This window comes from Ruminiclostridium cellobioparum subsp. termitidis CT1112 (assembly GCF_000350485.1).
Lineage (GTDB): Bacteria > Bacillota > Clostridia > Acetivibrionales > DSM-1351 > Ruminiclostridium > Ruminiclostridium termitidis.
This window is the reverse complement of the sequence record NZ_AORV01000054.1, coordinates 87543-103028: the sequence shown is the minus strand read 5'-3', so window position 1 is coordinate 103028 and position 15486 is coordinate 87543. Positions and strand designations below refer to the sequence as shown.

The 15486-nt window shown below is 37.5% G+C and carries 8 protein-coding genes and 1 pseudogene; 8 read left to right on the top strand and 1 reads right to left on the bottom strand.

The window, feature by feature from the left end:
• The 4 genes from CTER_RS27165 (at nucleotide 1) to CTER_RS19190 (ending at nucleotide 12993) form a co-directional block, all read left to right on the top strand.
• Nucleotides 1-1041: a hypothetical protein gene (locus tag CTER_RS27165; RefSeq protein WP_004628388.1), complete on the top strand. Its 1041-nt coding sequence runs from the start codon at nucleotides 1-3 to the stop codon at nucleotides 1039-1041.
• A gap of 14 nt (nucleotides 1042-1055) precedes the next feature.
• A complete protein-coding gene (locus CTER_RS19200) occupies nucleotides 1056-1949 on the top strand; it encodes a hypothetical protein (RefSeq protein WP_004628364.1) in 894 nt (297 codons plus the stop codon).
• Nucleotides 1950-2020: 71 nt separating this feature from the next.
• Entirely contained in the window at nucleotides 2021-12211 is a 10191-nt protein-coding gene (locus tag CTER_RS19195; RefSeq protein WP_004628256.1) for an RHS repeat-associated core domain-containing protein, read from the top strand.
• A gap of 59 nt (nucleotides 12212-12270) precedes the next feature.
• A complete protein-coding gene (locus CTER_RS19190; RefSeq protein ID WP_004628339.1) occupies nucleotides 12271-12993 on the top strand; it encodes a hypothetical protein in 723 nt (240 codons plus the stop codon).
• Between the two features lie 162 nt (nucleotides 12994-13155).
• Here the strand turns inward: CTER_RS19190 and CTER_RS28410 are convergent, their stop codons facing one another.
• Nucleotides 13156-13332 carry a hypothetical protein gene (locus CTER_RS28410; RefSeq protein ID WP_004628474.1) on the bottom strand — a complete coding sequence of 59 codons (177 nt, stop codon included), beginning with the start codon at nucleotides 13330-13332 and terminating at the stop codon, nucleotides 13156-13158.
• Between the two features lie 145 nt (nucleotides 13333-13477).
• Here CTER_RS28410 and CTER_RS19185 point away from each other — a divergent pair, with 145 nt between their 5' ends.
• The 4 genes and pseudogenes from CTER_RS19185 (at nucleotide 13478) to CTER_RS19165 (ending at nucleotide 15468) form a co-directional block, all read left to right on the top strand.
• Complete coding sequence (locus CTER_RS19185) at nucleotides 13478-13729, top strand: hypothetical protein (RefSeq protein WP_040761666.1); 252 nt, start codon at nucleotides 13478-13480, stop codon at nucleotides 13727-13729.
• Nucleotides 13730-13747: 18 nt separating this feature from the next.
• Entirely contained in the window at nucleotides 13748-14005 is a 258-nt protein-coding gene (locus tag CTER_RS19180) for a hypothetical protein (protein WP_004628437.1), read from the top strand.
• A gap of 2 nt (nucleotides 14006-14007) precedes the next feature.
• Nucleotides 14008-14277, top strand: coding sequence for a hypothetical protein (locus tag CTER_RS19175; protein ID WP_004628292.1), 270 nt, complete (start codon nucleotides 14008-14010; stop codon nucleotides 14275-14277).
• A gap of 45 nt (nucleotides 14278-14322) precedes the next feature.
• Nucleotides 14323-15468: pseudogene (locus tag CTER_RS19165) on the top strand (IS3 family transposase).
• The last annotated feature ends 18 nt before the right edge of the window (nucleotides 15469-15486 follow it).

Below are 15486 nucleotides of genomic sequence, written 5' to 3'. Positions count from 1 at the left end.
ATGGTGAAAAGTTCAAAAAAATATAAGATTGTGGCATTGATATTGGCACTTGTGTTAATTACAACAACTATTCCGTTAACTATTTTGGGAATTGACAACCTGAAGCCTGATACCATAACAGTTGACAATGCAAGCAGCGAGGATAAGAGAATTGCATCCGAGATATCCAATGAAACGGGTGTAAGTATCGAAGAAGTCTTTGAATTAAAAGCATACGGACGTTCCTGGAATGAGGTTCTTACTTTTCTAAGAAACAAGTCAACTATGGGTGAGAGCAGCAATAAGAACAAGAGGGATGATTTGCTGCTGAACGCAGGTCTTGATGAAGAATATATGAAAAAGCTGAAAAAAGAAGGTTTCACAGAGGATGAAATTTCAGAAGCCAAATTGATTGAAGAAAGAGTTATTTTTCAGCTTGAGGAGATAACCTCAAAAACTGAAGCAAACCAATTGAATTCATCGGGCACAGCAGGTTTGCCGAATCCGTCAGGACCCTCGGTAAATGCAATCAACCAGCCCAATCAAGCAGATACGGGTAAGCTTGCTTTTGATGTTGGAAATACGGATTCCAATGCAGATATAATAATGTATCAGAAGCTCTATGAAAAGATAGATATTAAAAATGCAATTTATTTCATGCTAAAGCTTAAGGCTGACTTTGGAAGCTGCGAAAAGGCATTTGACGAATATCTGTTTTCACTCCAGGCAGATATTGACCTTAATGATTACATAAAAGATAAAGAGGCATATCTGAAGAGCAGGGATGAGAAAAAATTGCTGCTCGATGACCGGAATGTAATAACACTTGAGAAGATAGAGGCAAAATCTATTGAAAAAATTCAGACAGAAGACAGAGACAGTGATTTGATATCGGATCAGAACCAGGCAGCAGATAAAAGCTTAAGTGAAGCGGCACCAAAAGAAACGAGTCCTTTGCCGGATGTACCAAAACCAAACTCAGTGGATGTAAAACCTAAAAATCCCACTGACGAGATAATGAATGAAATTAACGGAATTAATCCCATAGAGAATCAGAAATAAAGGAGAATGAGCTTATGAGGAAGGTAAAAAGGACAAGGTTAATAGTAATAATCTTAGCTATGGTATTGGTAGTAAATGCCGGTTTGGTAGGCTACTCAATGATTGGGGGAAATCTGCCAGTATCAGATAAGAACAGCTCTGATAATTCTGTGAAAACAACAGTAAACACTCAAAATTCCAAGACTGTGGACAATGGGTTAAAAGATGAAGCCAGCACCGAAATATCCAAGGAGATCCTTGATTTGATAAAAACACAGGACCCTGACAGCTATACAAAAAATTTAAACAATTATAAGCAGCTGCTTGAACTTTTAAATGTACACGTAAAATTCAAGAATGAAATTGAAAGGCTTATAAAAAAGGGAAAAAAGCTTCCGGACATACTAATAGCGTATTCGTTCCTGAATGATTGCTATGGAGGTATGGAAGATATAGAAAAGCTGGTAGATAACAAAGAAGCAGGTAAAAAGTGGCCTGATATCTTTAAGGAATATTTTAAAAACAATCCTGAGTTTGTTCCAAGAGACTTTGAATCTGATTATCTGGAAAGGTTATTGGATTCGGGCACAAACCAGGATACCATAATGATAGCCGACAGGGTAAGCCAGAAAGCAAAAGTCGAAATTGATACTTTAATAAGCAAAAAGCAGGCAGGAGAAAGCTGGAGACTGATAAATGCGGAGTACGGCATAGTTAACGGTTTGGAAAAGTCCCCGCACTTGTCGGTTACACGCACTCAGCTTACAAAATATACTACTCAGACCAATCTATCTGAAAAAGAGGTTATAAACGCTCTGACGATAGGGACTAAACTTGGTGAGTCAGCCGATAGTGTCCTTAATTCTGTTAAAAAGGGACTATCAAAAGAGGAAATCTATGCAATGGCTTTTGAAGAAAAATATTATTAGAAAATACCATTAATTCCAAGGAATTGTTTTTTTCCTTGAAAAAACAATTCCTTTTCAAGGGGGACTTAATTTTGAAAAATATAAAGAAAATATTAAAACCCATAGTAGTCCTGATAACTTTAATAGTGACCTCAATAATATCAATGCAGGGTACATATGCAACTACACTTGAAGAACAAATGAATAACCTCATAGGGCCAAAGCAGCAATATAATACAATGCTCTCACCTGCGTACCTGAGAAATAACGTATCGGAGGAGTCGATCAGCCCGCAGAGCGGGGATATAACTCTTTCGCAGACTGATTACGTTCTGCCCGGTATAAACGGACTTGACCTGGAAATAAAAAGAATGTACAGAAGTGGAACTTCAAACGTTCAAAATATGAAGGCTGAGTATCAAAACGGTGTTTGGGTTGACCAGGTGTATTCGGACAATAATACATCCTCCTTCTATGAAGACCGGTATGATCTTGGAGTAGGAATGAGGTTCTCTTTCCCTGCAATTGAGGCAAAGTCCAATTCCGATGGATCAAGCTACAAATTTCTACACACTGAAGCAGGTGATGTATACAGATTAACCGGGCCTAAAAAGGTGGACGGTGTAAATACATATGAGCCTGAAAATCAGACAATTAAAGATGTTACAGTTAAAGAAAACAAGGATTTCAGCAATGGACAGACCGATGGAACATCCTTTTATGTAATGGAAAATAAAACCGGAAAGAAAACATATTTTGCCGAAGACGGCCGCGTTTTGGGTATTGTAGACAGATACGGGAATAAAATAACCTTTGAATATAAAACCCAGACATATACCATAGACGGAATTGCAAAAACCAAAAAGCTTATTTCAAAGATCATTGATACAATGGGAAGAGAAGTAACCCTTGAGTATAACGAAGATCAGAATTTTACAGTTGGAGCAATAGAAAACAATAAATATAGTCTTGAAGACAGCTGGAAGGAGTCACAAAACCCCGACACAGTTAATTCCGGCGACCTTAAAGGTAAATTCCAGGTAATAGTCAACCTCCCCGGAGGGGAAAAAATAATATATGATAAATCCGCAGTACTGGTCAGCAGTTCAAAACATGTGGTAAGAACAAGGCTGCAAAGGGTTTATGATGTTGATGGAAAGCCAAAATATCACTATTGGTATGATCAGCCCAGCCTTGGTTTCACATATACGAACGGAACAGTTTATAAAGCATATAACAGATATGAAAACCTCACACAGATAGATTACTGCAGGGCAAACCGGGTAGAGCGTTTTACCTATAATACATATATAAAGGGCCTTGCAGACAGCGGCAGTATGGAATACAGAAAAATTTTCGAAAAAAAGGAACTTGCTAAAACTGGCTATGATAATACCCAGAGCAACTTCCTTGACAGATTTCAGTTCGATGTGAAAGACAGAATAGAATACAAATATACAAACGAGGCCGACGGATATGGTTTCAGCGGCTATAAAGCCAATGATGATGCTTACCTGAAGGATACCTATAAATACTTTTCCGAGAAAAAATTAAGCAATGGAACTGTTATAAAATACACATACAACGGTATCCATGAGCAGGTGAACAGTGAAGAAACGGGGACGGAGCATAAGATTGTCTCGACTACCGAATTTGATGAAATGAAATTCCCGAAAAAAATTGAAAGTATAACCACCGGTTTTGAAAATGGGAAAATTAAAGGGCAGCCTGTCAAGAAAACAGAAAACTACAGATATGACATGTACGGGAACCTGACAAACTATACCGGACCGATTGCAAACAGAGACGATAAAGGCTATCCTGCCGATAACGAAAATACTGTTGTATATGCTTATGCTTTTGACAAATTCCATATTCTCCAGTCAAAAACCTGGAAGCTTGATAAGAATACTACAAGCCAGGTACTCTATACAATTGATGCTAAAGGTAATGTAACCAGAGAAGAAAGTGTGCATACCAGTGACAAGGATTTATGGAATGTAACTGAATACGAGTATGATAAATATGGTAATATGACAAAAAAGACAGTGCATTCGGACGGAAACGATCAGGTCACCAACTATGAATATGGAATAGATATCGATGGTGTAAACCAAAAAGGTGCTTACCTGACAAAACAATATGGCATTGTCAATGGTGTTGAGATTTCCAAAAGATATTCTTATGACTTTAACACCGGAAATATGAAGGCCGAACTGGATGGAAAAGGCAACAGAATCAGTTACGAATATGATACACTAAGCAGATTGCAAAAAATAACATACCCTGATAATACGATAAAGCAGTATACATATAATGACTTTAAGCTTCAAAACAGGCAGATAGAATATATTGACCAATCAGGAGAAAAATTCAGATACACCTATGATATTTTCGGAAATCAATTAAACCATAGTGTATATGATAAAGAGGCCTGGCACACACTGCTGGCAGATGAATATGATGCGCTGGGCAACAAGATAAAGGAAACCGATTCAAACGGAAACAGTGTGAGATTCACATACAACAGTGAAAACAGTCTTGTAAAAAAAGATTACTATGAAAAGGACTCTGCTAAAAAGGAAAGCCTGACACTTGACTATACATATGGAGCAGATGCCGACACAAAGCTGCTCATGCTGCTGACTGATGAAGACGGCTATACAAAGCGCCTTCACTATGATATTACCGGAAAGCTGGTAAAATCGGAGCAAACCCCGGATAAAACCAGTTATTATTCAGCTTCATACGCATATGACTATGTTGGAAATGTTGTAAGTCAAACAGATGCAAAAGGTAATACTACAAAATATTCTTATGATGACCTTGGAAGAGTTGTCAGCAAAACAGATGCTTTAAATAACGAGACAAGATATACATATACAAGCTTTAGCCAGGTTGAAACTATCGAGGAACCCGGCGGAAGAACAACTAAATACATATATGACAGCATAGGTCGGATAGTTGAGGAAAGAGTATTTGATCAGTCGGCTGCCGACAGCTATGTATATAAGAAATACACCTATGATGAAAACAATAACGTAACATCAATATCGCAGGGAAAAGTTGATAAAGATACCGATACCTTGGCGGCTTTTATGGAGTACGCATATAACAGCATGGATAGGATTACCGATGAATACAGCAAAATAGACTCGGCTAAAAAATCACATATCCGGTATTCCTATGACAATAAAGGTAACAAAACTGGTATTACACAGTACATAAACGAATCCGGAAGCAGTGCGATAGGTTTTGTATATGAATATAATTTCGCAGATAAAGTAACCAGAGAAGAAGGTATAATGAGTGATGTAATTTCGCCGGTTCAGATTGGAAACCATGGAAATTTCATCAGAAAATTCAGCTATGACTACGAAGGAAATGTGCTCTCACAGGAGCTATATAACGGTGCAGGTTTTGAGAAAATCACATACGGCTATGACCACAGAAACAGGCTTATAACAAAAATTGAACCCTTTACGAAAGAAGGTGCTGTGAGGACAACCTCCTACAGCTATGACAAAAGAGGAAATCTTGCCTCTGAAACATTAAACCGTTCAGGGGTGGATTGCACTACACAGTATCAATATAATGGTATGGGAGGGGTAGCAGCCAAAATCGACCCAATGGGTTATGTGAGCAAATACCTTTATGACGAAAATGGGAGCCTGATAAAAGAAATAGACCCAAGATTTTCGGCACAGGATTCAACGAATGCTCCGGGGACCGTGTATGAATATGATGCACTTAACAGGCTGAAAAAGGTTTCTGTATTTGATGGAAGTGAAAGCATTGTTATCAGTTATAAAGAGTACGACGGACGTGGAAATGTCATAAAAGAGGCGGACGGAGAGGGCTATAACAAGGATAATCCGACAGCATCCTTTGGAAATACATATGTGTACGATGCTTACAACAATGTGCTCCAATATACATCTGCCCAAACCTTCAAGGATAATAAAAATAACGGTACCGACAATTATTCAAGAAAATATACTTATGATGCCTCCGGCAGAGTCCTCAGCGAGACTGATGCTTATGGTAACAGGACACAGAACATTTACTTTCTCAATGGCCTTTTAAAGCAAACCATATACGCAGACAATACATCAGAAAACTACGAGTACGACCTCACGGGAAATACACAGGTTATTAAAACGGATAAATTAAATAATAGGACTGTAACCTTTAGAAACCTGTTCGGAAAGGTTTACAGAACTGATAATCCCGACAATACTTATGAAACCTATGAGTATTCTCCTAAAGGTGAACTTGCTTCGAGTGTTGACAGGGCAGGAAATGCCAGGTATTTTGAATACGACCTGTCGGGGAACCTCACAGCCGAAAAGGATTATGTCAAGTCAGACAGTACATACGATTACTACAGGCTTGTTAAGAGCAAATATGATGAGGCAGGTAATATTCTAAGCAGTGAAACCTTTGAGTCTAAGACGGCTAAAGCTTCTATGGCAGGGCAGGAAACCTCAATGGGTGACAGAGCAGTGTATACTTATGATAAAAATGGGAGAACAACAAAAGTGTCTGGCCCTGCGGGACAGGAAACTATTAATGAGTACGACAAAAAAGGCAATCTTGTTACCAAAAGAGAAAAAGTTGATACTGATAACTACAAAGTTACCAGGTACATATACGATGTTCAGTCGAGGCAAACTACACAGGCTGTGCTTGTAGATACCTCCGATGTAGAACATAACTATCTTAGAAATGCGGATTTTGATAACGAATATACTGCAAAAGTAAAAGCAAAAACAGCCTATACCTACTATCAGGACGGACAGCTTAAAACAAAAACCGATGCTTATGGCAACACCACACAGTTCAAATATGATCTGGATAAGAGAGTAAAAGAAAAAATAAATGCTTTAAATAAAACAACAAGCTATAATTATGATCTTAACGGAAACCTGCTGGAGGAGAGGAATGCTGCGGGAATATCCACTTACTATGAGTACGACAGCATGAACAGACTCATCAGGAGGAAAGCGCCGGCAGCAGGCGGGGGGCAGGCAGTAACCAGATACATATACGATGAAATGGGCAACCTTAAAAAGCAGATACAGCCAAACTTATACGAGGAGAACAAGGATACTGCCGGGCTTGCAGAAACAATGAAGGGCACCTCGTACACTTATGACAGCATGAACAGACGCACAACAACCGTGTCACCGGAAGGCAGCACCCAGGAATACCTGAAATATGATGCCAATGGAAATATTGTTAAGAGAGTGGACGGACTGAGGTTCAATGTGGATATTGAAGCCTCGGCAGGTACAAGCTACGAATATGATGCCCTGGGAAGAGCGATAAAAACAACAAATGCCCTGCAAAGCAGCAAGACCTATGAATACGATATCCTTGGCAATCTTACCAGAGCTACCGACGAAAGGGGTAACTCCACACTTTACAAATACAATGCAGACGGAACACTTGCAAAGGCAATCTTTGCAGACACTGGAAGCGTAGAATACACATATGACAGGCTGGGGCGGAAGATATCCCTCACTGATCAGCGTGGAAACACTACAACGTTTAGCTACAACAGTTTTGGGAGTATTAAGACAGAAACAGACTGCTATGGTAATTCCATGGAATATATGGCAGACCTCCTTGGTAATATAGTGGCATTAAAGGACAAAAAAGGAAGCATTACATACATAACCTATGATGCTGAAAACAGAGTGGTTTCCAAAAGGATTCCATTTGAAAAAGACAGCGGCGGAAGTGTGCTCTATACTATTGAGAATTATGTCTACGATGAAATAGGGAATGTGATAACCAGAGAGATTACAGGAACAAAGGACAAGCTGTCGGCAAAAAAGACCACCTATACATACTATGACAACAACCTTGTAAACACAGTGACCGATAGCAGCGGAGCATACACAAGAGCCTATTATGACAAAAACGGAAATAGGATTAAAATTGAAAGTCTGAGATCAGAGGGTATATTTGATATACAAAAATTTGAATATGACATTCAGGACAGAATAGTAAAAGAAATAAAGCTGGTAAGCGAAGAGGACATTCACAATGCTGCCAGTTTGCCTAACCTGGACAGCCTCAAGGACGGCGAGTATCTAGGTAAGCTCATGCTGATTACAGCCTATGAGTATGATATTCTTGGAAACAAAACAAAAGTAATCAGTCCGCTGGCCTTCGGCTGCAAGGAAGATGATACTCAAAACAGAGCAAATTATACAACCGAATACTCTTATGACCTGCTAAACAGACTAGAAATGACCACAAGAAAATATGACGGAAGGAATGTACTCACCCAGTATACCTATGATGCGGCAGGCAACATGCTCACTGTTAAGAACGAACGCGGCTATACCACTGTATATACTTACGACGGGCTTAACAGAGTGGAAACAATAACAGATGCAAAAAACAACCAATACAGGTATGCCTATGATCTGTCCGGAAACAAGTCGTCAGAAACAAATGCAAAGGGCTATACAATGACCTATGACTATGACAAACTGAACAGGCTGCAGACAGTCACAGATGCCTATAACAAGGTCATAAGCAGAAAAGTCTACGATGCCAACGGAAACATAATAAAGGAAATAGATGCAGAAGGCTATCAGTCTGCCGGTGATGATGAATCCAGATATGGAACAATATACACCTACAACCTTGCAAATATGATAGTATCATATTCAACACCTGAGGCAGAGGAAAAGAACGAAATCAGTATAAAGTATACCTATAACCAGTACGGAGAGGTAATAAAGCAGACCGACGGCCTGGGCAGCACAATTTCTTATGAATACGATGCTACAGGAAATCTCACAAAAGTGACCGACGCACTGGGAACAGTAACAAAATACAGCTATGACAAGCAGGGCAACAAGCTTACAATGACCGACGGAAGGGGTAAGCTTACCCGCTATGCCTACACGGCCTTTGGAAATCTTAAGTCGGTAATAAATGCAGATAACCAGACTCAAACCTACAAGTATGATCTTGAAGGAAATACAGTCTGCGTAACCGACAAAAACGGCAACAACACACTATATACCTATGACAACAGAGGGCTCCTGCTCCAGAGAAAAGTGGCCGAAACAGAGGATAGTATCAGCTATGCTTACGATGAAACAGGCAACAGGAGCTCCATGACCGATGAAAGCGGAACAAGTATCTATTACTATGACGAAAACAACAGACTCACCGGAATACAAAAGGGTGGCAATACACAGGTAAACTATGCCTATGATCAGACAGGAAATGTTATAAAAGTAACCGACCTTAAGGGCAATACAGTAGAATATACCTACGACAAATCCAGTAGACTGGAAACCGTAAACAACGGAGGTAAAACAACAACCTACTCGTATGATGACAATGGCAGAAGAAGCTCAATTACCTATGCGGGTGGGGTATCGGAAAACTACAGCTACGACAGGGACAACCGGCTGATCACAATTACAAACATGAAGCCTAACGGCGGCAGATTATCTGAATTCAGCTATACCTATGACCTTGGAGGAAGGCAGATAACAAAAACCGACCTTTACGGAACTACAGACTATGAATATGACAAAGCGGGAAGAATTATAAAAGTCGCAACACCTGGAAAAACAACAGTATATTCATACGATAAGGCAGGAAACAGGGTATCCCAGAACGAGACATATATTTCACTTCAACCAAGCGACTATATTGACGAAGCAACGGGAAAAGAAATACAATATATATTGAAGAAGAGCGATTATACCTACTCAAACACAAACCAGCTTTTAAAGCTGGTAGAGAGAATGTTTGATGAGAATAATAAAGAAATCGCCAGAAAAACAACAAAATATAGTTATGACAGCAACGGAAACCAGTTAAAGCAAGGCATCAGTCATTCTTTGCCTAATAACACCGGGCTGCGCCCAAAAACAACGGGTACGGCATATGGGGATAATGTGGCAAACACCATAGACAAGCTGGTAGAAAAAACAAGCTACACCTATGACGGCTTCAACAGGCTCAAAAAGACAGAAACCGTCAAAGCCGGAATTCGTACAACTGTTGATTTTACTTACAACGGAGACGATTTGCGTGTAAGCAAAACAGTAAAGAAATCCGACAAGGGGTACCAGGCAGAAGTAACAAACTACCTGTACGACAGACAGAATGTTATCCTTGAAACGGATGCAAGCAACAATATAAAGGCAAGGTATGTAAAGGGAATAAACTACATAGCAAAAGCGGATGCAGCGGGAAAGGAGAGCTATTTCCTTTATAATGGTCACGGAGATGTAGTACAGACAGTAGATGCAGCAGGCACAGTAGAAAACCAGTATGACTATGACATATGGGGAAATCCAACTCTTACAGTCGAAACCACCAGTAATGCAATCCGCTATACAGGTGAATTCTATGACGAAGAAACAGGACTCTACTACCTGAGAGCAAGATACTATGACCCGTATTTGGGACGCTTCACAACTGAGGATAGCTACTGGGGAGAAGATGACAACCCATTGAGCTTGAATTTATATACTTATTGTGAGAATGATCCGATACAGTATGTAGATCCGAGTGGACATAGGATGTCAGATAATGAGCTTGACTTTTTCTTTGGTAAAGGTGCTTCTCAATTGTTTGATGATAATGGAAATTATAAAAAAGGTACTGTAGCTATGATGGTTGAAGGGGTTGGAGCAATAGTTAATGTGGATACCAGTAAAGCACTTGATTCGAGGAAATACGGTTACACTATAATGACTCCTGATACTAAAGTTTATGGCAATATAGATAATTATAGCAATATTGATGTGATTAACACAGCAGATAATAGATATACTTCAATAACAAATCATGAAGGCAATTATATTGGAACTATAAATACTGGTGCTAACAGCTATACAACAGTTAATAACTATAGTATTATTGATACAATAAATTCAGGAAAGTGCAGTAGTTTGGTTGTGAATAATTATAATAAAGATAAAGACCCGGTATCAGATGAATATGTAATAGGTATCAATAAAATAACTGGTGAATTAAATAGTAAAATCAAAGTATTTAATTATGGTGGTATTGGAGAGATACATACAGGAGCATACAGTGAGAATGAAATATGGAATTTAAATGATAAAGCAAATGACAAAGCATATGTAAATTGGCTAGAAACAGGACTTAATAATTCAACATACCATAATGGTAATATTGTTTTAGCCAGTGGGAATGGGCGGGTAAATGAGGATATAAAATATTCTATACCAGTTAAATATGTTTTTAGTGATGGAACAACTTATGACAATATTGTAAAAATAACTCCGGATTCTCAAAATTCTAAAAATTTTATTATAGTAGAAAAGAACGGCACAAAGCATGTTATTACTAAAGATATGAAAGAACAGGGGTATAAGGTTTTTGAAAAAAGGACGTATGGGGAAGCTTTAATACATGAAACAGCACCTACTGGAAAATATTATGACAAATATATTAAGGATTATAGACGTAAAAAGTTAGACACATTAATTAATAATGTAGAAAAGCTTGAAGAATTAAGCTTAGCGTACTATGGATATGTTGACAGAAATTCAGTTATTAAAGTTATAAGAAGAAAATACGATGGTGCTAAATGGGATGTTACTGCTGGACCTATTGACGAAAAATTTATAAAATATATTAAAGAAAATAATTCTAAGTTATTAGAGTTTTTTAGTGATAATGGAAGTGGAGCAAATCTTATCGACCCGGGAACGGGAGAAAATATAGATTTCCAGCATCTTATGGCTTCTCTAAATGCGATATGTTATAATCCACCGCCAAGCCCGGGTTATAATTATTCTTTATTTGCTGACTTAGCAAGTTGGGCGGGTGATTTACAACAAGCTATTGGAGATTTGCAAAGATACCAGAAGAAGTATAATATATCAAATAACTTAAATGATTTGACAAAGGCTGCAGAAACAATAATTGCAGGTAAAAATAGTACATTTAGTATCAATGATATGTACGCTGATATTGATGCATATAATATTGGGATATATTTAAACAATAATCCTTCAAAAAAATTATCTGAAGCTTTAAACAGTTATTACTCATATGATTACACAGCCAGATATGAATATTTTGTTTCAAATTATGGGGGAATTAAAAATTTGCAGGAAGGAGCAGATAGATACACAATTAATGCAAGTGGAAAAATTAAAATTGATATTTTAAATGATAATAAAATTTCTAAAATAACAGATAACCAGCTTAAAGCTTTAAGTGCAGCCTTTATGAACTTTATTAAGAAAGAAGCAGGATATTAGGATTATAACTTTAGGTTGAATTATTATAATTTAATTTAACTAATGGGTGGTGATGTAAAATGGTATTATTGATTATTGGTTTAACATTAATTACGATTGGAATATTTTTAATGTTTATTGCTGGAAAAGAAAATATAAAAAACATGATTGTACCAATATTAATTTTTCTCGCATGCAATTTTATTTCATTATATACAAAATTTATTATAGGAGATGAATTTTTTAAAGAACTTTTATTTTTGCCTGCAATTATCTTTCTTTTGGTCTTGATTTTTTGGCTGGGGACTATTCTAAAAAAGTTGTTTACAAAAAGTTATAATAGGAGGAAAATTATCACTGTTGTTTTCTTCTTTATATTTACTATTGTAATTTTATTTATTCCACACCTTACTAAGGATGATAAGTTCAAATTATTCCAACAGGACTATTATGATGTTTCAAATGCAATTTTCAAGGCATATGATGACGGTAAAGTGACAATAAAAGAGGAGTTTAATTTAAAATATGATTTAGATACGATGTTGACAATTTTCCCCAAAAATATTGTTAATAAAATGAAAGCACTAAATAAATATTGTGATGTATATACGTATATTGTAGCAGATAAAGATGTAATCTATTTCTGTTTTTCAGCAGATTTCCAATCTATTGACGGGTATGCTGTATGCCGAAACTATAAAGATCCAACAACAGATGAGAGTATTAAATCAAGGTTTTTCGATGGTCGCACAATATATACATATATTGCAGAGGGCGTCTACTATTTCCATGATGGATTATAATAGACTTACTTTGAAAAGTATTTTCTAAGTAGTTCTGAAAACCTATCATAAAGGTTAATAGGCTAATAAACCAATAGGTCAACGGAAAATGATATGCTCCCTGTCTACTTGACAGGGAGCATATCAAAACACAATCCTGTAGGCCTTTCTTCTTTTTGCCATTTAGAAAAACTGATAAGACGGGGCAAGATTATGGCTCAATGCAGCAAACGGACAGCCTGCCGTCGCATCAGATACTGAAATACTGTGGTCAGAAATGTCCGAAACCTCAATATGATAGTCTGAAATATCAAGCTGCAAGGGTATGTCAGGACCTTGTGACGTAATGATAAATCTCATAAAAAACCTCCGAAAATCCCGGAAAGATAGATACTGCAGGTATATCAAATCCCACATAATCTTGTGGCTATCGGATACCGTCGTCAGACTGGGAGATTGATTGGTTCATGGGTAAACAAGTGATCCGTCCGAATATAAAAACGGGATGCGGGTTACCAAATCATCCAGCAGTTCGTCAGGCAGTACTGTTACTTTAAGTGATGTAGCGGATGCGACTACTTGGAGTAAAGGCTCTTCAAAAGCGACATTTTCATTTAACGGTACTCAACAGGACTTATATGTAGAGAACGGAAAGGCCTATGATAGCTGGGGAAATGTAAGAGGAACCATTGAAAACGGACATATTGTTGTAACAAATAAAGATTTTAACAGTATGTTTGGAAACACCACAGGTTAAGTATCAAACAGTACTACTGTGAACGTAAAGCAAGGGGATCACGTTACATCAGCTTCAACCTATGCAGGTTCAAATGTAACCATAAATAATTATGGTATTATGGATACTATAACTACTGGAAAGAATAGCAGTTTGGTTTTGAACAATTATGGTAAAGTAAAAAATGAAGTTAGGCTTGGTGAAAATGGGATAGCTAAAATATATAACTATGAAGGTGGGCGCATTAATAAAATAACAGGTGGAGATATAACAGATGATGAAAAAAAGGAAAAGTAGGAATGTACATAGGAAATAAAGGTATTATTGATTATGTGCTAACTGGTAAATATAGCCAAAATGAAATAAATAATTATGATGAAGTAGGTGGGAAATTAACGTTAGAAACAGGTGAAGGCAATAGTACTATAATTCTTAATGGGCAATATGGAGTTTCATTAAGAAATGGTAGAGGAGAAATTATTTACAGGCTATATAAAGGTACGAACTATTACGATATAAATGTGAACGATCTTTACCTTAACCAAAGATTTGACCTTACTCCGGTTTGATGGACACAAAGAATCCCTATATAATAAAGACAAGGAGGGATTCAAATGGCTGAGAGAAAAAAGTTTGATAAAGCATTCAAAGAACAGATCGTTGAAAAAATATTGGCAGGTGAAGCTACGGCCAGCTTAATGGCAAAAGAAATTGGAGTGCATTACTCAACAGTAAGAGACTGGGTAATCGCTTATGAAAAGGATGGTTCGAGTGCCTTCCCAGGCAGTGGTAACCTTAAACCTGAAGATGATGAGATAAGAAGGCTACGCAGGGAATTAGCGAATCTTAAAGAGGAAAATGAAATATTAAAAAAAGCCGCGGCCTATTTTGCGAAAAATCAGAAATAAACAGGTATAATTTTATTCATAAACACCGCTTCATATTTCAGATTGCAAAGATGTGTCAGGCCCTTCAAGTATCAAGAAGCGGTTATTATGCATATTATTCACGTAGCGAAAGTAATCGGAGCAAGACAAATAGAGAGCTCCTTGAAAAAATTAAGGAAATCCATAAAAAGAGTCATGGAATTTATGGTGCTCCTCAAATAACAAAGAATCTTCCAGAAAATCAGAAAGCCAGTAAAGGCCGTGTTGCAAGATTAATGAAGGTAAACGGTATACGATCCAAAGTGTCAAAGAGATATAAAGCGACTACGTACTCAAATCATACTCTTCCTGTGGCAGATAACATTCTTAATAGAGAATTTATGGCCAGTAGACCTAACCAGAAGTGGGTATCGGATATTACGTATATTCCTACAAAAGAGGGGTGGCTTTATCTTACTGGTGTAATGGATCTCTATGGACGTAAGCTTGTAGGCTGGGCTATGGCAAACCATATGAGAACTGAGTTGGTATCTGCTGCCCTGAACCAAGCAATTGGAAGAACTAGCTCTAAAGAAGGATTAATAATTCATTCTGACCGTGGAATTCAATACGCCAGTAATGACTATCAGAATCTGCTAAAAAGATATGGATTTGTATGCAGTATGAGCAGAAAGGGCAATTGTTATGACAATGCACCTATGGAATCCTTCTGGGGCAAACTTAAGATGGAATGGCTAAATGATTATAATTTTAAAACCAGAGATGAGGCAAAAAAGGCCGTTTTTTGAATATATAGAGCTATTTTATAATCGTAGAAGGACTCATTCAGCAAATGGATATATTCCACCATTCATGCTGAAGGAAATATCATAGGTATTATAAGAATTAATG